15 protein-coding genes are annotated in these 21,459 nt (G+C 52.7%); 13 read left to right on the top strand and 2 right to left on the bottom strand.

The features are described from left to right. The first annotated feature begins 147 nt into the window (after positions 1-147). The 3 genes from ACLD72_RS24500 (at position 148) to ACLD72_RS24490 (ending at position 3,836) form a co-directional block, all read left to right on the top strand. A complete protein-coding gene (locus ACLD72_RS24500) occupies positions 148-1,548 on the top strand; it encodes a transcriptional regulator (protein ID WP_411000859.1) in 1,401 nt (466 codons plus the stop codon). Between the two features lie 192 nt (positions 1,549-1,740). Continuing rightward, on the top strand, positions 1,741-2,448 hold the full coding sequence (locus tag ACLD72_RS24495; protein WP_411000861.1) for an AbrB/MazE/SpoVT family DNA-binding domain-containing protein: 708 nt from the start codon (positions 1,741-1,743) through the stop codon (positions 2,446-2,448). Between the two features lie 926 nt (positions 2,449-3,374). Beyond that, positions 3,375-3,836, top strand: coding sequence for a hypothetical protein (locus ACLD72_RS24490; RefSeq protein ID WP_411000865.1), 462 nt, complete (start codon positions 3,375-3,377; stop codon positions 3,834-3,836). Between the two features lie 97 nt (positions 3,837-3,933). Here ACLD72_RS24490 and ACLD72_RS24485 read toward each other — a convergent pair whose 3' ends face one another. Further along, positions 3,934-4,125, bottom strand: a complete 192-nt coding sequence (locus ACLD72_RS24485; RefSeq protein ID WP_458476208.1) for a tyrosine-type recombinase/integrase — start codon at positions 4,123-4,125, stop codon at positions 3,934-3,936. Positions 4,126-4,374: 249 nt separating this feature from the next. Here ACLD72_RS24485 and ACLD72_RS24480 point away from each other — a divergent pair, with 249 nt between their 5' ends. From ACLD72_RS24480 to ACLD72_RS24445, 8 genes are all read left to right on the top strand, one after another. Further along, positions 4,375-5,259 (top strand): carbohydrate ABC transporter permease, encoded by an 885-nt coding sequence (locus ACLD72_RS24480; protein ID WP_458476192.1) that lies wholly within the window; start codon positions 4,375-4,377, stop codon positions 5,257-5,259. Positions 5,260-5,277: 18 nt separating this feature from the next. Further along, complete coding sequence (locus ACLD72_RS24475) at positions 5,278-6,117, top strand: carbohydrate ABC transporter permease (protein ID WP_411000871.1); 840 nt, start codon at positions 5,278-5,280, stop codon at positions 6,115-6,117. 69 nt (positions 6,118-6,186) lie between these two features. Continuing rightward, a complete protein-coding gene (locus tag ACLD72_RS24470; RefSeq protein ID WP_411000873.1) occupies positions 6,187-7,614 on the top strand; it encodes an extracellular solute-binding protein in 1,428 nt (475 codons plus the stop codon). Between the two features lie 63 nt (positions 7,615-7,677). Next, positions 7,678-9,516 carry a sensor histidine kinase gene (locus ACLD72_RS24465; protein WP_411000875.1) on the top strand — a complete coding sequence of 613 codons (1,839 nt, stop codon included), beginning with the start codon at positions 7,678-7,680 and terminating at the stop codon, positions 9,514-9,516. After that, positions 9,516-11,135 carry a helix-turn-helix domain-containing protein gene (locus ACLD72_RS24460; protein ID WP_411000877.1) on the top strand — a complete coding sequence of 540 codons (1,620 nt, stop codon included), beginning with the start codon at positions 9,516-9,518 and terminating at the stop codon, positions 11,133-11,135. The genes ACLD72_RS24465 and ACLD72_RS24460 overlap by 1 nt, the downstream gene beginning before the upstream one ends. A gap of 43 nt (positions 11,136-11,178) precedes the next feature. After that, entirely contained in the window at positions 11,179-13,017 is a 1,839-nt protein-coding gene (locus ACLD72_RS24455; RefSeq protein WP_411000879.1) for a hypothetical protein, read from the top strand. A gap of 25 nt (positions 13,018-13,042) precedes the next feature. Beyond that, complete coding sequence (locus tag ACLD72_RS24450) at positions 13,043-14,197, top strand: glycosyl hydrolase (RefSeq protein WP_411000881.1); 1,155 nt, start codon at positions 13,043-13,045, stop codon at positions 14,195-14,197. Between the two features lie 28 nt (positions 14,198-14,225). Continuing rightward, positions 14,226-16,133, top strand: a complete 1,908-nt coding sequence (locus ACLD72_RS24445; RefSeq protein ID WP_458476191.1) for a DUF2264 domain-containing protein — start codon at positions 14,226-14,228, stop codon at positions 16,131-16,133. A gap of 24 nt (positions 16,134-16,157) precedes the next feature. Here ACLD72_RS24445 and ACLD72_RS24440 read toward each other — a convergent pair whose 3' ends face one another. Beyond that, complete coding sequence (locus ACLD72_RS24440) at positions 16,158-16,940, bottom strand: YheC/YheD family protein (RefSeq protein ID WP_411000883.1); 783 nt, start codon at positions 16,938-16,940, stop codon at positions 16,158-16,160. A 325-nt stretch (positions 16,941-17,265) separates the two neighbouring features. Here ACLD72_RS24440 and gyrA point away from each other — a divergent pair, with 325 nt between their 5' ends. Both gyrA and ACLD72_RS24430 read left to right on the top strand, forming a co-directional pair. Next, on the top strand, positions 17,266-19,794 hold the full coding sequence (gene gyrA, locus ACLD72_RS24435; RefSeq protein WP_411000885.1) for a DNA gyrase subunit A: 2,529 nt from the start codon (positions 17,266-17,268) through the stop codon (positions 19,792-19,794). 254 nt (positions 19,795-20,048) lie between these two features. Beyond that, positions 20,049-21,173, top strand: a complete 1,125-nt coding sequence (locus ACLD72_RS24430; protein WP_411000887.1) for an HD-GYP domain-containing protein — start codon at positions 20,049-20,051, stop codon at positions 21,171-21,173. Positions 21,174-21,459: the final 286 nt, after the last annotated feature.

Here is a 21,459-nt window from a genome sequence, read left to right as displayed (position 1 = left end):
GGTTGCTCGCCCCTTTATTTTAACAGATGATGAAAGCTTTGCAACTGGTGAGGCAAAAGCGTAAGCATTCGTACAATCTGCGTAAATTGTATTGACCATTGTTCAAAAGATGGTTATATTTATAATATATTCCCAAAATTTATCAGAGTGGTTTGTTTGAAAAATACAACCACGATTCTCGGAGCGCTGGAGCAATTTTCAAAACAGAATGGGTTAAATCTTAGTCAACTATCCAATCGGGCCGGATTGAATACGGGTACGATGAGTGCTATTTTAAACAGTCAGAGAGTGCTTTCCGTGCATCAACTAGACCGGATTACTACGGTGATGAATCTACCCGATGGGCATTTTTATGAGGAGTACATCCAGGAGTATTTGAATGAAGCGGCGCCGAATTGGCGCAGAATCAAACCTTTCTTTTACCGGTGCGCAGAGCTGGACAAGTTGGATTGCATTAAGCAAATCGTAAATCTATTGCTGGATAACCCTTTATATTCATCTCCCCTGTTTGAGGTAGCAGAAGATTTAATTGCGCAAGGAAAACGGATGGCAGCAGCGATTCTTTACGAGAGTGTAGCTCTAAGCGAAAAAAGTCAGCATTCGGAGCGGTTAGCTTATTGCCAGTACAAGTTGTTTTTAACTAGACTTGGCCCCGATCAGGAACAAAATTACCAGGCAGCGATCCAGTTTGAGCCTTTCGCGGAGCGGCTTGATGAAATCGACCAACTGGTAGCATTGAAGGATTTGGCTGATGCTTATCGTTCTTTGCGTCGCTGGGATAAGCTCTATAAAATTGGTGAAAAGTTAAAGCAACTGGCTAAAATTCAGTACTCTTTATCCCACTCCCGGAAAAAGATGGATCAAGGCCTTGTTAAGAAACTACCTAGACCATTATTTTCTTATATTACCTTTAGTAATATGCTAATAGGCCATGCGTATTATGAACAAGGGGATTATGAAGCTGCTCTGCAAGTTGCTGATGAAGCTGCTGATTTAAATTGGGTTAAAGAGACGGATAAAGAAACACTACACTGGAAGAACTTGTTTCAGGAATGGACTCAAGCGAATATTTTGTTGACTAAGTTAATGGCTGGCAATATAGAGTTGCTTCCGGAATATGTGAATTACTTCGAAACGAAGGAAAATGAAATACTCACGGGTTTATGGAATATCATAATAGTAGCTAACCGATACAAAATTAACGTCGATCATATTCTCACTAAGTTTGAAAGCGTATTGTCTAACGTCCTAGAACAGGAAGAAAACGAAATATACAACCAGCAAAATACCGACGATCAGCTCGTTGGTTTTCTGTGTGAATTAGCTGATTATTATTTAATTAAAGGGGATCACAGACAAGGATTTAAATTCTTGATAGATGGCCTAAAAAAATCTACTATGATAAATGACGAAAGCTCTATGCTTCGGTGTATGAGATTGTTTGAACGTTTTAGAAACGTTGCGTCGGCTGAATCGAAAGTAGAGTATCATCAATTAGTGGAAATGGGGGATGGCCATGAAAAAAAATACTCTGTTGTACGCAATTAGTTTTTTGTTCGTATTGGTGGTAAGTGTAGGAGCAAGTGCAGGACCACTTATGGGGACGTTCGGCTGGCATTATGGTTAATTCGAAACAAAGTGATTTTTAGATGGCAAGTCGCTATAATTTATATATCAGCTAAAACCACCGGATTCCACAAGGCTCCGGTGGTTTTTCTACCGGAAGCGGGGGAATCAGGAATGATAAGAAGCATCGGGATTGTCAGGCCAATTGATGAGCTTGGGAGAATCGTTATCCCTATTGAATTACGCCGATTTATTGGGATAGGCCAGGGCGATACCATAGAGTTTTTTATTGACAATGAATCCCAAAGAATCATGATGCGCCCGTACCGGACGCAAGAGTGCCTGTTCTGCCAATCGATGGAGCAGCTTATATACTTCCGGGAACGCTTCATTTGCGCGGCATGCTTACGGGAACTGTTCCCTACACAGCAAGCTGGGAGTCAACAAACGGCCATCATGGGAATAGCGGTGGCGTTGGAAAATCGAAACGATCCCGACGCAGGAGCTGTACGGCGGCCCCGGCAGAAGACGAGTGAATTAATCCGAAAGCTTAATGAAGTGATGGCTACCTATCCGTCTGAAAATCAATCTAAGTGGGCGAAACGGATCGGCGTTTCACCGTCGAGAGTTGGCCAACTACTTCGTGCTATGAAAGAAGCTGGGAGTCAAAAAACGGCGAACCAGGAAATAGCGGTGGCGTTGGGAAATCAAAGCGATTCAGTCGCAGGAGCTGCACGGCGACCCCGGCAAAAGACGAGTGAATTAATCCGAAAACTCAATGAAGTGATGGCTACCTACCCGTCTGAAAATCAATCTAAGTGGGCGGAAAGGATCGGCGTTTCGCCGTCGAGAGTCAGCCAACTACTTCGAGCTATGAAATAATTGCGCATGGCAGGTCTAATTTTGTATACATTTTTTCAGGATGCAGCTCACCGGCTTAACCCGATTATGTATACAGACACACGCAGCGACGGACCCGATAGTGCGGAGAGTGTCAGCCCTTCGAATTAGCTTCTATCCTTTTCAAGGATTTGTATAATAAAATGGACATGGTGCACCGGTGGATGGATGCGGCGAAGCCAGCCCTAAAGGGGGTGAGGCCGTGTCCATTCTTGAATTGTGCTTGAAGCTGTTGGACGGGGTGCCGAAGCTGGTCGGGATTCTGACCGGAATTAACAAGCACATTATACCGCAAGAAGAGGTTACATAAATGCTTGATCAGCCCCCGTTGGCTTGGCGTATCGCCTGGTTATGTTAATGTCGGCGTGTCCGGCCCAATCCGTGATGTGGCAATCCACGCCGGGGGTCTTACTATTTTCTTAGCCCACAACAGCTGCTTTAGTATACAATCTTCCATTTACCATCGATTTTCCTTACTTCGAAGGTATAATCTGTTTTCCAACCATCCATATTTATATATGTCGATACGTTATACGTCTTTTTGTTTATTTTTGAAGAGCCTTTAATTTTGTACTCGATCAATGGATCGCTGTATACACTCTCCTTGTACGTCTCAAAATATAATCTACTTTTACTGTTTTTGATATACAACATTTGATAGGCGTCCTGAGCATCTTTCTTTTGAACTAACATTAGATAGTGATTAACTACTTTTACAGGTTGTGGCGTCCCGCTCCAATCAATCGTGTACACTCCAAATAGAAGGATTATGAAACCTAAAATCATTAGGTTTCTTTTCCTTAAAATTTTCACCATTTTGAAAATTTATCCTTTCTTGTTGCTCTCATGGTAAATATATTCTATAATTAATATTGTACCATAATATTCCTGTATTGGGAGAGTTACTCATGAAAGGATTTAAAAGAAGAGTAGTAGCTACAATTGCATCTGCTTTAGTGGTATCTTCATTGGCTGGACCTATATATGCATCTGCCAATGACTCCTTTATCCCTCGTGACAATAATTCTCTTAGTGGGCAAAGTGTGATTGTGCCTTACATGGGTAATGAGAGACTTATTGTAAATGGGAGTCTCAAAGTTTCTAATAGTTATGATTTTGGATATTTCACATTGAATAACAACTCTATTAAAGTGGTTTGGTCACCGAGTGGTACAGGTAACAAATTTAAATTGCAAGTGATACAAAAAAATTGGCTTGATGAGGATATTGTTCTTGATACGATTAATTTAGGTGACACCTCAACAACTAAATACTTTACAGATTTGCCAGTTGGTAAGAAATTGCATTTTAAAGTTGTTGGTAAAGCGTATGGAGATATTTCAGCCTATGATTGGGGTCCAAACAACTAATAGGTAGAATTGAATATTCAAGTTATGGTTTTGGGATAAATAGAAAAAGACGAGTAAAGGATACCACCTTTACTCGTCTTTTCACTGTAGGCAGGGCTTACGTAAAAGCTTGATCAACCGCCTTTATGATTTCTGCCTCTGTCGGTTTCGCGTATCGCCGGGTTACGTTAATGTCGGCGTGTCCGGCCAGCTCCGCGACCGTGGCGATATCTATACCGGGGGTGCTGACGAGTTCACGGCAGAACGTATGTCTCAATCGGTGTGGGTGGACACCGAATTTATACAGCATGTGTTGCACGGTGATCCGCTGAATGAGAAGCTGCAGAAATCGACGCTCGAAGTCGTTATGACCGTGCTGCATGCCAGGGGGAAATTCGGCGGCGGATATAAAGTATCAGGGGGACTTCACGGGGGCGAGTGGGCGAAAAAGTAAAAATCAGCGTGAAATTGATCAAAATACCGTCACTGTGGTGGCGGTATTTTTTTTAATATGGAGGTACGCAAGAGCTTACTACTCCTTTCCGAGGTGATTTCTATGATGAAATCGTTGCAGCGCGGCGAAACGATCGCCGGAATATTGTTCGTCAGCCCGATGCTGTTGGGCGTGTCCGTGCTGGTACTGATGCCGATTCTCGCCACGCTGGTGCTCGGGTTTGCGGACTGGAATTTCGTGCAGGGCTGGGACGGCATCCGCTTTGTCGGCTTGGAAAATTTCCGCAACCTGATGGGAGATTCGATGTTTATTCGTTCGCTCCGCAACAATTTGCTCTTTCTGCTGACCGTCCCGGCCTATATGCTGATTTCGATGGTGCTGGCCATTTTGATCGACCGTTACGTGTACATGAAGGGCTATTTCAAGGTCGCTTACTTCATGCCTTACATCTCCAACATCGTCGCCGTGGCCGTTGTCTGGCAGGTGCTGTTTCAACCTTCCTACGGCCCGATCAACGAGCTTTTGAAGACGATCGGCTTTGCCAATCCGCCGAAGTGGATCGCCGATCCGGACTATGCGCTCATCTCGATCATGATGATTACGGTCTGGATCTCCATTGGCTTCAACATGATCATTTACATTGCCGGACTTCAATCGATCCCCAAGGATCTGTACGAAGCCGCCGATATCGACGGCGCCAACGGGTGGGTGAAATTCCGCCGCATTACGTTTCCGCTGCTGTCGCCGACGTCTTTTTTCCTAATGGTCACCGGGATCATTTCCACGTTTAAAGTGTTTGACGTCATCGCCGTTTTAACCCAGGGGGGACCAATCGGTTCGACGACGATGATGGTGTGGTATCTGTACGATACGGCCTTCGTGAATTTGAAGGTGGGCTACGCGTCCTCCATCGCCACCGTGCTGTTCGGGCTGGTCATGCTGATTACGTTCATTCAATGGATCGCCCAGAAAAAATGGGTCAACTACTGAGGAAAGGAGTGGGCTTAGATGATGGTGAGCCGCCGTATCGAGTGGCCGAGGGCTGTTCTGACGCTGCTGATGTTTGCCGCAAGCATCCTGTTTCTGCTTCCTTTCTTCTGGATGCTGATGACGTCGTTCAAAATCGAAACCGAGGTGTTCGTCTACCCGATTGAGTGGATTCCCCGGACCTGGAACGCGGTGGAAAATTACAAAGAGGTGTGGTTCGGCGATTATCCGTTTTATGTGTATTACTGGAATTCGATTAAGGTGGCCGTGGCTACGACGTTTATTTCCAGCCTGATCTCCAGTTTGGCGGCTTACGGCTTCTCGAAGATCAAGTTTGCCGCCAGTCAGTGGCTGTTTCTGATCGTGCTGGCCACATACATGATTCCGAGCCAGGCGATTTTGGTGCCGCAGTTTATTTTGTACCGTAACATCGGGCTGTTTGACAGCCATCTCGGCCTGATCATCATCAGCAGCTTCAGCGTGCTGGGGACGTTTATGCTGCGGCAGTTTTTTATGGGCGTACACCAGGATTTCATCGAGTCGGCGAAAATCGACGGGGCCGGGCATTTCCGGATTTTCCGTTCGATCGGTCTGCCGCTGGTGAAGCCGGCCGTGGCGACTTATGCGATCTTGCGTTTTATCTGGACGTGGAACGATTATCAGAATCCGCTGATTTTTCTACGGACCGATAAATGGTTTACGCTGCCGCTGGTGATGCAGAAGTTCACGTCCATGAGCGGGGAGTTTTATTCGCTGATTATGGCCGGGGCGGTGTCCGCGATCTTTCCGCTCCTGATTATTTTCATCATCGGGCAAAAAAGCGTGATTGAAGGAATTGCTCTCGGCGGGGTGAAAGGTTAAAGGCATAAGAAAAGACATACGAACCGTCCGGGGGAATCCATATATATCCTGACCAAGGAGGGGTAACACATGAACAAACGGAAAACGGGGGCAAAGCAGGTAAAGTTATGGTCGGCCGTGCTGGCCATGCTGCTGCTGATCGGGCTGCTGGCGGGCTGTGGGGGCGGCAGTGCCAATCAGGGAGACGGAGGCAACGTTGGGGGCTCTCAAGTTGCAGAAGGAGGGAAATCCGGTGATGGCGGCGGCAAGGTCAATCTTCGCTTGTACACCTACGGGACCGAGGAAGCGTACAACTGGAAGCACACGCTGGAGGCCTATGAGCAGGCTAATCCGGGCGTGACGGTCGAACTGGTGCAGCTAAGCGAAAAAGGAGACACCCAGGAGGCGTTCAAAAAGCTGGACCTGGAAGCGGCCTCGTCGGCGCAGATGGACATCCTGATGTTCAGCGATGCCGCCGGATACGCACAGCGTGTGGCGTTGGGCATGGCCGAGCCGCTCGACGATTACATCACCAAAGACGGGTACACCGTGGAAGAGGATTACAAAGTGGACACTCATTTGGACGGTAAAGTGTATGCGCTTCCAGGGAAGTTCAATCCATGGTACGTGCTGTTGAACAAAGATCATCTTGAAGCGGCGGGACTTCCGGTGCCTGCCGACTGGACCTGGGACGAATATGCCGATTATGCGAAAAAGCTGACCCAAGGGGAAGGTGCAAACAAACGGTACGGGACTTATTTTCACGGGCCGCAAGCCGGCGGATGGATGGAATACATCAAGCTGATGATGCTGAACCAGCCGCAAAATGCCGATTTCCTCAAAGCGGACGGCTCGTCCAATCTGGATGACCCGAATTTCCGCAAATCGCTGGAGCTGCGCGTGCGGATGGAGAAAGAAGACCAGTCTTCCGTGCCGTATACCGATATGATCTCGCAAAAGCTCGCTTACCGGACGCAGTTTTTCAACGAATCGGCCAGCATGCTGACAATCGGGAGCTGGATGAACACGGAAATCGGCGGCACCGACAAAGTCCCGTTGAATTTTAACGTGGCGGTTGCCCCGTTCCCGAAAAACAACCCCGAGGATGAAATCGGCCTGACGCCGGTGACCACCGATTATGTGGCCGTCGCCGCCAAATCGCAGCATAAGGAAGAGGCTTACCGCTTTGTCCGCTGGTATACGACGGAAGGGCAAGTCGTGCAGGGCAAAAACATTCCGGCGTGGAACGGCGTAAGCTCTGAGGAAATCACCGGCATCATCGATACGATTCTGGCGGGCACGAAAAATCCGGAGAAGGTCGACAAAGAATCGCTGGTGAACACACTTATGGCCTCCAAAGCTTCCGCGATCATTCCGCCTTCCTCCTACCAGGCTGAGGTGTACAAGGCGATCAACGAGGAGTACGAGAAACTGATTTTGGGCAACCAGGATATCGATATGACGATCAAAAATTGTCAGGAGCGCGTTAACCAAATTATTGAATCCAACAAAAAATGAGTGGTAAAATGATCCAAAACAGGGGACGGTATCGTCCCCCTTTTCGCTAAGGGGAGAAGTGAAATGTTCAAGCGGCTCAGCCACTTTGCGCCCCGGTCGATTCGCGCTAAGTTGATTTTGGCTGCGGTGGCCTGCATTCTCGTTCCCGCCGCCTTCACTTTAAACGTGTACCATGCGCTGACGCAAAAGGCGGTCAAGCAGCAGGCCATCGCCAATGCGGAAAATTCGCTCGAACTGGTAAACGGCTCGGTGACCCATTTATTAAAAGGCATGCTGGACATCGCCAATTACATCCAGGTCAATGCGGGGCTGAACACGTATTTCAAGCTGGTGGCCTCCGGATATCAGGAGCCGGACCCTTACCGGAAATTTACCGACGCGAACCGCGTGCTGGAACAGCTGGACAGCCTGACCGTGGTTGGCGAAAAAAGCTACGTAACGGTGCTGCTCACCGACGGATCTTATTTCATGAATTATTCCGTAAGCGATTACAATCCGCGCGATTTGCTGCAGGAGCCCTGGTTCGAACAGCTCGACGAGCTGCAGGGGTTGGATTCTTATTGGATTGGCGCGGAGCCAACGCAATTTAAGTACGACCGGTTCGACCATCCGTACCAGGTGTCGGTGGCGCGTACGCTGCGGCTGGCCAACTCGGACATTTACGGGTATGTCGTCGTGACGGTGATGGAGGATCAGGTCAGCGATATTTTCAGCGAACTGACCGCGGGCCAGGAGGTGCGTTTGGTGAATGCCGCAGGGAGGGTTGTGGCGGACCGGAACAAGGACAACATCGGCGGCATGTATCCCGGCGGGAAGCAGGAGCGGCTGGGGTTTGGGGCTGGGCATGGGCAAGCGGCGGCGGAAACCGCCTTTGTTTCGCGGGACGTTGGGGAAACGCGGCTTGTGGTCGAGCAGAGCATCGCCCTGAACGGCTGGCGGCTGATCCTTACCCAACCCTACCAGGAGGCGACGGTTAATATCAGCTCGATTTTCAACCGTGTGTTCTTGTTTCAGATCATCTCGTTTATCGTGTTCATGGCGATGCTGATCGTGTTGGTCAGAACGTTCACTAGACCACTGGTGCGGCTCGGCAAGGCGGCTTCGGCGGTGCAGCGGGGCAACCTGGAGGTGCGTTCCGGCGTTCGCGGCAATGACGAAATCGGGCGGCTGGGGCTGCTGTTCGACCAGATGCTGGACCGGGTAAAGCAAATGATCGCGGAGATTTCCGCCACTCAAGCCCGCAAACGGACGGCGGAGCTGAAAATGCTGCAGGCGCAGATCAACCCGCATTTTTTGTTTAACGTGCTCAACTCGATTCGGATGAAAGTGATGAAGCAGGGTGATCTGGAGAGTGCTAAAATGATCGGTTCGTTGTCCACGCTGCTGCGGATGACGATCAGCCGCGAAGAGGATGAAATTACATTGCATGAAGAAATCGAGCTCGTTTCGCATTACGTGCGGCTGATGAATTTGCGCCAGAAGCAGGAAGTGACGCTGGAGTTCGCGGTTGGGCCGGAGGCTTTTCTCGTGAAGGTGCCGCGGCTCATCCTGCAGCCGCTGGTGGAAAACGCGCTGATCCACGGACTCACACAGCAAGCCGGCGTCATCAGGATCGCCGCCTCGATGGAACAGGACGGTTTGCTGCTTACCGTCGCGGATGACGGCGCCGGGATGGAAGAGGCGAAGCTTGAAGCCACGCTGCGCAGGATGAACGATACGAGGGCAGCCGCAGAGCTAGGCGGTTTAAAGCCGAAAGGCCATTTTTCCGGGATGGGTCTGCACAATGTGATGGAGCGGATGCGCCTGAGGTTCGGGCCAATGTTCCACGTGGAAATTCGCAGTGAACCGGGACTCGGAACGGTGATCGAGATGTACATTCCTCACGATAGGGGAGAGCGCTGATGTATAACGTGATGCTGGTGGACGACGATTATCCCGTGACCCAATTGCTGTCGGAGGCGATTCCTTGGGAAGGGCTGGGGCTGCGCCTGATGGGCTCCTACGAAAACGGCTGGAGTGCCTGGGAGCAGGCACAGCGGGAAATGCCGGACATTCTGATCACGGACATCGGGATGCCCAGGATGGACGGACTGGAGCTGTCGGCCCGAATCCGGCGGATGTCACCGCATGTGCGGATCGCCATTTTGTCCTGCCACAGCGAATTTGAATACGCCCAGCAGGCGATGCGGCTGAATGTGCAGGATTATTTGCTGAAGGATACGCTCGATCCGGAGGATGTGGCCGCGGTGCTGCGCCGGTTCAAGGACCATATGGACGAAGAGGCGCACAACGGCTGGGAGCAGTCGCGGATAAAGCATCTGGTCGTGGAGACGAGCGAGCTGCGCAAGGAGCAGATGCTGGCGAGCCTGATCGATCAGCCGCTTTTCTCCGCGCAAAAGTGGGAGCAGGAAGCAAGGGAATACGGCTTGTTTCTGCCCGGGCAGTCCTGTTTGCCGGCGATCGGTTACGTGGAGAACTACCAGATGGTGAAGCACCGCTTCGCATCGGACCGGACGCTGCATTTTGCGATCGGCAATGTGCTGGGAGAAGTGTGGAACGAGCTGCCGCTGCAAGGTCTTCACGTCAGATTTGGCGTCGGGACTTCGATTTTGCTGTTCTCCCATACGCCTTCACTGAAGCGGAATGCCGCGGGCGAAGCGGCCGCGTGCCTGCGGGAGATGCAATCCACGCTGCGCCGCGTGCTTAAGGTTGGCATGTCCTTTGTTTTGGGAGAAAGCTGCGGCGGTGCGGAGGGGCTAAAACAGAAGCTTGGCGAGCTGCTTAACGGCGAGAAGGTGCGGTTTTACTTGGAACCCGGGGAAATTGCCAAACGGAGCGAAAAGACATTGGATAGCGCAGGGGATAGCGAGCGGCCGAATCTGTTTGCTTTTTATGACCGGGCCAACGCGGAGCTGAGGGAGGCGCTGCTCGGCAAAAATCCGTCCCTGGCCGGTAGTATAGCGGACCAATGGATGTCCATGATCGGCCGGGCGCGTTATGCGCCGGAGACCGTCAAAGACTGGACGCTGAAGCTGCTGCTCGATCTGAAATTGAAGCTGCACTCGCTGCATTCGATCCGCCCGTCCTATTCCGCCGAGTCCCTGCACAAGGAACTGGTCGATATTTATTCACTGTCCGAGCTTGGCGCCTGGTTGAAGCTTCATCTGGAGCGGATTGCCGCCCTGACGGAGGCGGGCTCGGGGGCGAGCCGGAGAACGGAGGTGGCGGAGGCCTGCCGGTTCGTCTCCCTTCGCCTCCATACGCGGATCAGCCTGGACGAGGTGGCCGGACATCTCCATTTGAACCCGAGCTATTTCAGCCGGCTGTTCAAGAAGGAAACGGGCATGACCTTCATAGAGTATATTACGCACATGAAAATGGAGCGGGCCAAAGAACTGCTGGACGGGACCAGGCATTCCGTCGGAGAGATCGGCGAAATGCTCGGTTACGACAATCAGAGTTATTTTATCAAAACGTTTAAAGGTTACACGGGCGCCACCCCTATGGAATACCGGAGATGAGGAGCGTTTGGAATCTAGCGCTGAAGTGGAGGAGGGGATCATCATGAATTCGTTGGGGCGAACGTTGGAACGTGAGGGTTGGCTGGCGATCGTCAGCCGTATGGCTCCGGCCGATCGTCGGTTGTATTATCCGGACGGAGATCAGGATGCATTTTGGCGGCGGGTGCGGGAGTCCGGGGAGTACCGCGAAGAAGTCCGGGAAATCCGGGCGGAAGCGGAGCGGTTGCGACACGAAAAAAATCCGGAACTCACCTTCTCGTTGTTTGCGATCTTTGCGCGGCAGGGGACGCGGCTGGAGTATGAGCGGGTGTATTTTGAGCGGAGACGGCGGTTGAATACGTTCGCTTTGCTGGCGCTGCTTGATCCGGACGATCAGGATGCGGAACATGAGCTGCTGGACATGATCTGGTCCGTCTGCGGCGAGTACACGTGGTGCCTGCCGGCTCATCTGGGCGAGGACGGTCATGAGCGGGCCATCGACCTATTTGCAGCCGAAACCGGGTTTACGCTCGGCGAAATTGCCTTGCTGCTGCGAGGGCGGCTGCCCCGGCTGCTGCAATCGCGCATTGAGGCGGAGGTGAACCGGCGGTTGTTTGAGCCTTTCCTGCGAAGCGGGCCGTACGAATGGGAGACGGCCACACATAACTGGGCGGCCGTATGCGCCGGTTCTGTCGGCGCCGCCGCGCTGCTGCTGTTGCGGGACCCGGAGGCCCTGAGCGCTATCCTGCAGCGGGTGCAGGCCAGCCTCGAATGCTACCTGCAAGGCTTCGGCGCGGATGGGGCCTGCCTGGAAGGGGCCGGGTATTGGAACTACGGGTTCGGCTATTTTGTGTATTTTGCCGATTTGCTCGCGCGGCGTACGTTAGGAGAGGCCGACTGGTTAGCCGAGGACAAGGTGCGGCGGATTGCCGAGTTTCAGCAAAAATGCTACCTCGGCGGCGACCGGGTCGCCAATTTCTCCGATGCGGTTCCCTCTTGCCGCGTGCAGATCGGGTTGTCCCATGAACTGGCCCGCCGCTACAAAAGCGTGCAGCTCCCGCCGCCCGGCCTGCGGGCCGATTACCGGGACGACCATTGCAGCCGCTGGGCGCCGGCTTTCCGCAACCTGCTCTGGAAGAACGGCACGGCGGAAGGGGAGCCGGACCGCGATTGGCCGGCGGCGAGCTATGATTTGCCCAATGCCCAGTGGCTGGTCTCCCGGCACCGGAGCGCGGCCGGAGCATTTGGTTTTTCCGCCAAGGGCGGGCACAATGGGGAACCGCACAACCATAACGACCTGGGGCATTTCATCCTGATCGCAGGTGGGGACACCTTTGCCGCGGATCTGGGCAGCGGCGAATATACCGCCGATTATTTCGGAGCAGGCCGGTACCGCTATGATTGCAACGGGTCGCAGGGCCATTCGGTGCCGATCATCAACGGCCGGTATCAAGCGGCGGGGAAACAGCATGCGGCAGTCGTATTGGAGGCGGCCACCGGCGAAACGCGGGATACGCTGCGGCTTGATTTGACCGGAGCCTATGATGATGAAGCGGGACTTGAGCGGCTCACCCGCTCGTTTGCCTGGGACAAAACGGAGCTGCCGGCGTTGGAGCTGACCGATGAATTCCGGTTTGCCTCACCGCCGGAGACGCTGGCAGAACGGGTGGTGACGCCGCTTCCGCCGGCGATGAACGGAAACGGCGAGGTCCAGCTGGCGGCAGGCGGCGAAGGGAAGCGGGCGCTGCGGATCGTTTATGACGGACGGCGCCTCGAGCCGGCCGTACAGCCGCATACGTTCCGCAATCATTTCGGCCGGGAGGAAACCTGGTATTCGCTCGATTTTCTGGTCAAGCAGGCGGGAATGATCGAGCGGGTGTGGCTGAGATTTGAGTTTGTTTGAAAAACGAAAGGGGAAGGTGGATGGCATGCAAGCAGCGGAACATGGGCAACGTACGAACCGGACGGATTGGGCGGAGGAAGCATGGAGCAAGGCGCTCCGGAAAATACAAAAGACCAGCGGGCGCATCGGCGATGGATTTCCCCACGCCAGCCATAACGGGGTATATGAGCTTGCCGATCCGGGCTGGTGGACGGCTGGCTTCTGGCCGGGGATATTATGGCTGCTGTACAACGACGCCCGGGATGAGCGCCTTAAAGCGCTGGCCGAGCAGTGTGAAGAGACGCTGGACGGCGTGCTCGACGGATGGGCGAGGCTGGATCATGACGCCGGCTTTATGTGGATTTTAACGAGCGTAGCCTCCTATAAGCTGCTGGGCAAGGAGCCGTCGCGCGTCCGCGCGTTGAAAGCAGCCAATTATTTAGCGGCGCGCTTTAACTTTAAGGGACGTTATATTCGGGCCTGGAATCCGTGGACCGAAGGCGAGGACAATGCCGGAGTGGCCATTATCGATTGCTGTATGAACATGGTTCTCTTGTTCTGGGCTTCGGCCAACACGGGCGACCCCCGCTACCGCCATATCGCGGAGGCGCATATGGATACGGTGCTGGAGCATTTCATCCGCCCCGACGGTTCGGTGTACCACATCGTCCGCTTCGATGCGGAGACGGGCGAGCGCCTCGAAGGCCTCGGCGGCCAGGGATATGCGCCAGAGTCAGCCTGGTCCAGAGGCACGGCTTGGACGATTTACGGCTTGACGCTGGCGTTTCATCATACCGGCAAACCGGCGTATCTCGAAGCGGCCAAACGGGTCGCCCATTTCTTTTTGGCCCAGCTGCCGGAAGACCAGGTGCCGCCATGGGATTTTCGGGCGCCGCAGGAGCTCCGGCATATCCGCGACTCCTCGGCGGGGGCCTGCGCGGCCAGCGGTCTGCTGCTGCTGGCGGATCAAGTCGATCCTTTGGAGTCCGCGGTTTACCGGGAACCGGCGATCCGCATTCTGGATTCGTTGTACCGAAATTACGGCGCTTGGGACGATGAGCGCGAGGAAGGTTTGATTTTGCACGGCACGGGGCATTATCCGGAAGGCAAAAACGTCGATGTACCGCTGATCTACGGGGACTTTTTCTATGTCGAGGGGCTGGCCCGGCTGCTGGGGAAAGGGCCTTTTTATTGGGAATAGGCGAATTTGCGGAGAGGAGCGTTTGAATATGGCAGAGAAAATGGGATACGGGATGGAACCGGGCGTAATTTCGCAGTCCATTCGCGGTAATCCCTTGGCCACGCGGCGGGACCTGCAGGTGGCGTTCCTACAGCTTACCGGGCCGCTGATGGGGCATTACACGGTCGGTCGTGCCCGTTTAGAACTGGGAGCGGCAGCCGCGGGGTATCCGGATTCCGTCGCCGGGATGGAGGGTTTCTCCCGCGTGCTGTGGGGATTGGTGCCTTTTCTGGCGGGGGGCGGGGAAACCCCGTTATGGGACATCTGCCTGGAGGGGATCCGGCATGGTACCGATCCGGGGCACGAGGAATACTGGGGCGACGTGAACGATTACGATCAGCGCCTGGTGGAAATGGCCTCGTTCGGGTTTGCGTTGGCGCTGGTCCCGGAGCGATTCTGGGGACCGTTAGACGAGCAGGGAAGGAAGCATCTGTACGCCTGGCTGAATCAGATCAATCACCGCGCCTGCTATGATTGCAACTGGCTTTTTTTCCAGGTGCTCGTCAATATCGGGTTTCATAAGGCCGGACTTCCGTATGACCGCGAGCAAATGGAGCGAAATTTAAGCCGGATTGAGGAATTTTACTTATCCGCTGGCTGGTACAGTGACGGACCGGGCGGGCATAGCGATTATTACGTTCCGTTTGCTCTGCATTTTTACGGTTTGCTGTACGCCAAGCTGATGGGGGATGAGGACACGGAGCGGGCAGCCCGCTTTAAGGACCGGGCGGCGCGGTTTGCCACTGATTTCGCGTTGTGGTTTGCACCGGACGGTTCGGCGCTGCCTTATGGGAGAAGCCTGACGTACCGGTTCGCCCAGTCGGCTTTTTGGGGCGCACTCGCATATGCTGATGTAGATGTTTTCTCACTGGGTGTGATCAAAGGTCTCGTTCTGCGGAATTTGCGCTGGTGGTTTCGGCAGCCGATTTTGGATGCGGGCGGGCTGCTGACGGTCGGCTATGCCTACCCCAACCTGGTGATGGCCGAAAATTACAATTCGCCGGGATCGCCGTACTGGGCCTTCAAAGCTTTTTTGCCGCTCGCTTTTCCGGAAAGCCATCCCTTCTGGCAAGCGGAAGAGGAGGCGCTGCCCGCAGGCGCTCCGGTCTCGGTGCAGCTGCCGCCGCATCTCGTCATTTGCCGGCAGGAGGAGAACGGACATGTCGCCGCGTTCAACAGCGGCCACCTCTCGACCAACGAACACACACATACGTCCGCCAAATATGAAAAATTCGCCTATTCGACCGCCTTCGGTTTTAGCGTGCCAAGAGCGGAGTGGGGGCTTGGGCAAGGGGCTTTCGACTCGATGCTTGCGCTCAGCGAAGGCGACAATCTATACCGGGTCAGAAGGAGCAACGAGGAGACCCGGATTGAGGAAAACGTCATCTATGCCCGGTGGAGACTGTGGCATAACGTTTGCGTGGAGTCTTGGATCGTTGCCGGTTTGCCGTGGCATTACCGGATGCACCGGATCAGCACGGAGCGGGAACTGGACGTTGCCGAAGGCGGATTTGCCCTGGGGCTTGAACCGGCGGTGCAGAGCGAATATTCCGATACGCTGCCGGAGGGCGGTCTGCTGATCGGCAATTCGCTGGGGAGCAGCGGCATAATCGGAAAGCTCGGATATGAGCGGGCGGAGCTGATTTACCCGAACGCCAACACGAATGTGCTGCATCCGCGGACCGTCATTCCTACGCTTCGGGGCCGTCTTTGCCCGGGAAGCCATTGGCTGATTGCCGCCGTTTACGGCAGCCCGGCTTGTCCGAAAGCAAAAAAAAGCGCCCGCATCAGCCCGCCGGAAAGCGCCCGTGAGCCCTTCGAAATGGTGGATGTGGGGCAAAACGAGATCCGCATCAAAACGTTTACGGGCCAAGTAAAAGTAATTCGGATGGATTGAGCAAGCGTGGTGAAGGCTTTTTCGCTATTTGGAAGAAGCCTTCAACCGTCCGTACGCTACCGCGTAACGCCGGATTTTTTTATAGACCTCTTTCGGGTGCAGCAATTTGAAAGGGAACAGGGCCGGGAGCGTGTTGACCTCCAAAATCCAGATGTGATGCAGTTCGTCGATGGCGATGTCCAGGCCGATTTCCTTCAGACCCGGCACCTTGCGGGCCAACTGGGCTGCCACCCGTTCGCCGATCCATTTCATTTCTTTGTAAAGGCTGGTGAATTCTTTTGGGGACGTGTAAGGAGCCAGCAGATCTTCGATCAGCATCACGCTGCCGCCGCCGTGATAGTTGGTGATCACTTTTTGTTTGGCCGCCACTCGGCCGATAAACCCGGTCGTTTCCCAGGTTTTGCGCGGGGTTTTCTGGACTAGGGCGCGTATGTCGAATTTCCGCCGCCGATACGTGAGCGTGCGAATTCCTTGTTGAATCAGATAAGGCGTTTGCCCGATTTTTTCCTCAAGCGCCTCATGCAATTTTTCCACCGTCGGGAACAGTTCGGACTCCGTTCCGTACCTTAGCTTGTATTGCAGTGGACTGTCCGGATCAAGTTCGTCTTTCCAGAGTTCGACGCTCATGACGCCGTTGCCGTAGGTTCCATTGTCCGGCTTGATAAAGACGAAACCGTGCTCGATCAACATATCCCGAAGAGGCTCGAAAGCGAATTTTCGAGTATCCGGGATATAGGGACGAAGAGTTTCATTTCGCCGGATAATTTTCGTTTTTTCCCACTTACTTGCGATACGTTGAATCGCCAAATCGAGATCCTTCCTTTCTGCAATCTTCTTAGTCGAATCATTTTCCGAGTGCGAAAAACATAGGACAGAAGAGATAAACAATGATATAATCATAAGATATGGGGATTTTATAAGCTTTTTTGGCCTATATCCGTAGTGTATGTACGAACGTTTCGATGGGAGTGGACACATCCCTATTTTTTTGGTGTCTTAATGAATGGAATGTGTGATGAAAACCGGCCCACGTTTAATTGAGCTTGCTTTGTGAAAGTAATATAATGAAAGTGGCGGTTTTTCGGGCTTTTCCCATAGATTGGCATGTGGGTAGAAATGAAGGAGGTCCAGCATGGCGGAAGAAAAATTCTCTCAAATCATTGACCGGGACATCAATGTGGAAATGCGCGAATCCTTTATGGATTATGCCATGAGCATTATTGTCAGCCGTGCATTGCCGGATGTAAGGGATGGTCTGAAACCGGTGCATCGCCGGATCCTGTATGCGATGTCGGAGCTGGGGATGCATCCGGACAAGCCGTTTAAGAAATCGGCGAGAATCGTCGGCGAAGTCATTGGTAAATACCATCCCCATGGGGATTCTGCGGTATATGAAACGATGGTCCGCATGGCGCAGGATTTCTCCATGCGCAATATGCTGGTGGAGGGTCACGGCAACTTTGGTTCCATTGACGGCGACTCTGCTGCAGCGATGCGTTACACGGAAGCGCGTTTATCGAAAATCGCGATGGAAATGCTTCGCGATATCAATAAAGAGACGATCGATTTTATGCCGAACTATGACGGTGAGGAGAAGGAACCGGTTGTGCTGCCGGCGCGTTTCCCCAATCTGCTGGTAAACGGGGTTTCCGGGATCGCCGTCGGGATGGCGACCAGCATTCCTCCGCATAATTTGGGCGAGGTCATCGACGGGGTTCAGGCTTTGATCGAAAATCCGGAGATCAGTTCGCTGGAATTGATGGATTACATTAAAGGGCCCGATTTTCCGACGGCAGGTTACGTGATCGGCCGTTCGGGGATTCGGCAGGCTTACACCACAGGCCGGGGAGCCGTGACGATGCGGGCCCGGACGACGATCGAGGAGAATAACAACAAGGCGCGGATCATCGTGGAGGAACTTCCTTACATGGTGAACAAAGCCAGGTTGGTGGAAAAGATCGCCGAGCTTGTCCGGGAGAAAAGAATCGACGGCATCACCGATTTGCGGGACGAGTCGGACCGCACCGGGATGCGCGTTGTCATCGAGCTTCGCCGCGACGTGAATCCGAACGTGGTGCTGAACAACTTGTTCAAACATACGGCGATGCAGAGCACGTTTGGCATTAACATGATTGCGATCGTAAATAATGAGCCTAAGCTGCTGACGCTGAAGGAAGTCCTTAGTCATTATTTGCAGCACCAGGTCGAAGTTATTCGCCGGCGCACGGAATTCGACTTGAAAAAGGCCGAGGCCCGGGCGCATATCCTGGAAGGCCTGCGCATCGCTTTGGATCATATTGATGAGGTTATCGCCTTGATTCGCGCTTCCAATTCCGATGAAGAAGCCCGCGAAGGTTTGATGACGCAATTCGGTTTGAGCTTTGACCAAGCTCAGGCTATCCTCGATATGAGACTTCGCCGTCTGACCGGATTGGAACGCGAGAAAATCGAAAGTGAATATAACGAACTTCTGCAAAAGATTGCGGAGTACCGCGAGATTTTGGCCAATGAAGCGCTCGTGCTCGAAATTATCGGGGAAGAGCTTCAGGAAATTCGTGAGAAATATGCCGATGCTCGCCGGACGGAAATCACGGTCGGGGAAGAGAGCATTCTCGACGAAGATCTGATTCCGCAGGAAGAGGTCGTTATCACGCTTACGCATACCGGTTACATCAAACGGTTGCCGGTTACCACCTACCGCAGTCAAAAACGCGGCGGGCGCGGGGTCGTGGGCATGGACACGAAAGATAATGATTTTGTGGAGCATCTGTTCGTGACGAACTCCCACCATTATCTGATGTTCTTTACCGACCGGGGCAAGGCCTACCGCCTGAAAGCTTACGAAATTCCAGAGCTGGGCCGTACGGCGCGCGGTACGCCAATCATCAACCTGATTCAGATTGAGCAGGGCGAAACCGTAAATGCGGTGATCGAGGTCGAGCGTTTTGATGAGGACAAGTATCTGTTCTTTGCGACCCAGCAGGGGATCGTCAAAAAGACGCCGATCGAAGATTACATCAACATCCGCAAAGGCGGCCTGATTGCCGTGAATCTGCGCGAAGACGATAGGCTGATCGACGTGAAGCTGACCGACGGCCAGCAGGAAGTCATCATGGGCACGGCCCAAGGGATGTCCATCCGGTTCCCGGAAAGCGACGTTCGTTCCATGGGCAGAGCGGCTACCGGGGTCAAAGGTATCACGCTGGATGACGGCGACGAACTGATCGGCATGGATGTCGTGGTGCCGGGTCAGGACGTGTTGATCGTAACCGCCAAAGGTTACGGGAAACGTACGCCGGTTTCCGAATATCGGATCCAAAGCCGGGGCGGCAAAGGGATCAAGACGATCAACGTGACGGAGAAAAACGGTTCGGTCGTTGGCCTGAAAGTCGTTAAGGACGAGGAAGACTTGATGATCATCACAAGCAGCGGCACGCTGATCCGGACCAGCATGGAAGGCATTTCCACGATGGGCCGGAATACGCAGGGCGTGAAGCTGATCAACATTCGCGAGGATGATTACGTAGGGACTGTCTGCCGGACGGACAAAACCGAGGACGAGCCGGAGGGAGAAGGCGAAGAAGCGGACGTTTCCGAAAATCTGCCGCCGGAAGGATCGGGCTCCGGGCCGGCCGCAGAAACCGATAACGCAGAAGAATAAGCGAAAACAGCCTTTTCACCCTTAAGGGCGAGAAGGCTGTTTTTTCTTCCCCTTTGACAGGGGTTATATAAGTTGAACTAAAGAAATACGGGAATTAGGCAAGAGTGTGAAATGATTCTGAAATAGAAAGAAAGATTGCTAGCTATTTTGCTGCCGTACTATAATGACAATAGATGGACCTTAGTTCTTTATCCCTAGATTTGGGAGAATTGAAGGCGGATTTTTAGTTTGGACATTTGAGGAGAGAGTAAAGGATGGCTAATATCTCAATCACGGAATTAAAGCCTGGAGTCAAACTGTCAGATCACGTGCACACCCCATTGGGTGGTCTTTTGCTGCAAAAGGGAAAGGTTTTGCTTCCGAGAGATTTGGATATTTTGCGCGCTTTTATGATCGAACAGGTAGAACTTGAAGATTTGCAGCAGCTCCCGGAACGTAAAGCTGTGGAGACGGTGAAGGAAGTTTCCAAAGAGGAGTACTCCGTTTCTGTCGCTCCTTCTGCTTTTACGAACGGGCTTGCGGAAAACGAGACGCCCTCCCCCTATGCAGCATTACATAAGGAATACGACCGCATGCTGCATTTGACGAAAAGCGCTTTTCAATCCGTATTGGCCGCCGAACTCCCGATTTATGAACTTCGCCATCAGTTCGAGGCGTTGATCCGCCATTTGAAGCACTATAATGTGCTCACGTTTACGCCGCAATATATGAACGAATACGATTATTTGTACCACAATGCGATTCTTTCTTCAGTGACGTCTTATCTTCTGGCGCAGTGGCACGGATTACCGCAGAAGGATTGGATGCAGGTCGCTTTTGCCGGTTTGCTGCATGATATTGGGAATACGAAAATCGATCCGATGATTTTGTATAAACCGTCCCCGTTAACCTCTGCCGAAGCGGAGGAAATGCGGATGCATACGACTTACGGCTATCAGCAGCTGCGCAAAACGGCGGCGATTAATGAAGGGGTCAGATTGACGGCGCTCCAGCATCATGAAAAGATGGACGGCACCGGATATCCGTTCCGGTTGACCGGGGAGAAAATCCATATCTACGCCAAAATCGTAAGCGTCGCGGATATTTTCCATGCCATGACGTTAAACCGGCGTTACCGTAAAGCCAAGTCTCCTTATCTAGTGCTGGAAGAAATCCGTTCTGAGGCCTTCGGAAAGCTGGATCCCGGCGTAGTCCAAACATTTGTTGACAAGGTGACCCAATTTCATAACGGGACGCGTGTACGGCTTAGCGATGGCAGCTTAGGCGAAATCGTGTTCTCCGACCGCAATCACCCGACTCGCCCGATGGTTTCGGTAAAAGGGGAAATCGTGAATCTTGTACTGAAAAGAGAGCTGCATATCGAGGAAGTTCTTTCCTAGGGTTGATATTGCACCTGCATTTGAGGTATATTAATAATCACCCGCTGCAAAACGCAAGACGGCCGAACAAATAGAAATAGTTGCTAGAAAAAAAGGTCTTGCAATTTCCTGCGGAGGGTGATATATTATAAAAGTTGCCGCTGAGATACGGCGGCGAACAAAAAAGTTGATCTTTGAAAACTGAACAACGAGTGAGTATTAAATGAGAATTAAAATTCTCGTCAGTAACTGATTGAGCTAATCGCTCTTTCGAATAAAGTTTCAACTTGGATGGAACACCTCATGC

Source organism: Paenibacillus lacisediminis (assembly GCF_046567315.2).
The sequence above is the reverse complement of the archived record's forward strand: the minus strand, read 5'-3'. Positions and strand labels throughout refer to the sequence as shown.

Coding starts and splice junctions, on each gene's coding strand:
- ACLD72_RS24495 (WP_411000861.1), top strand. CDS start 1,741: ATGATAAGAAGCATCGGGATTGTCAGGCCAATTGATGAGCTTGGGAGA.
- ACLD72_RS24490 (WP_411000865.1), top strand. CDS start 3,375: ATGAAAGGATTTAAAAGAAGAGTAGTAGCTACAATTGCATCTGCTTTA.
- ACLD72_RS24485 (WP_458476208.1), bottom strand. CDS start 4,125: ATGCTGTATAAATTCGGTGTCCACCCACACCGATTGAGACATACGTTC.
- ACLD72_RS24480 (WP_458476192.1), top strand. CDS start 4,375: ATGAAATCGTTGCAGCGCGGCGAAACGATCGCCGGAATATTGTTCGTC.
- ACLD72_RS24475 (WP_411000871.1), top strand. CDS start 5,278: ATGATGGTGAGCCGCCGTATCGAGTGGCCGAGGGCTGTTCTGACGCTG.
- ACLD72_RS24470 (WP_411000873.1), top strand. CDS start 6,187: ATGAACAAACGGAAAACGGGGGCAAAGCAGGTAAAGTTATGGTCGGCC.
- ACLD72_RS24465 (WP_411000875.1), top strand. CDS start 7,678: ATGTTCAAGCGGCTCAGCCACTTTGCGCCCCGGTCGATTCGCGCTAAG.
- ACLD72_RS24460 (WP_411000877.1), top strand. CDS start 9,516: ATGTATAACGTGATGCTGGTGGACGACGATTATCCCGTGACCCAATTG.
- ACLD72_RS24455 (WP_411000879.1), top strand. CDS start 11,179: ATGAATTCGTTGGGGCGAACGTTGGAACGTGAGGGTTGGCTGGCGATC.
- ACLD72_RS24450 (WP_411000881.1), top strand. CDS start 13,043: ATGCAAGCAGCGGAACATGGGCAACGTACGAACCGGACGGATTGGGCG.
- ACLD72_RS24445 (WP_458476191.1), top strand. CDS start 14,226: ATGGCAGAGAAAATGGGATACGGGATGGAACCGGGCGTAATTTCGCAG.
- gyrA (WP_411000885.1), top strand. CDS start 17,266: ATGGCGGAAGAAAAATTCTCTCAAATCATTGACCGGGACATCAATGTG.
- ACLD72_RS24430 (WP_411000887.1), top strand. CDS start 20,049: ATGGCTAATATCTCAATCACGGAATTAAAGCCTGGAGTCAAACTGTCA.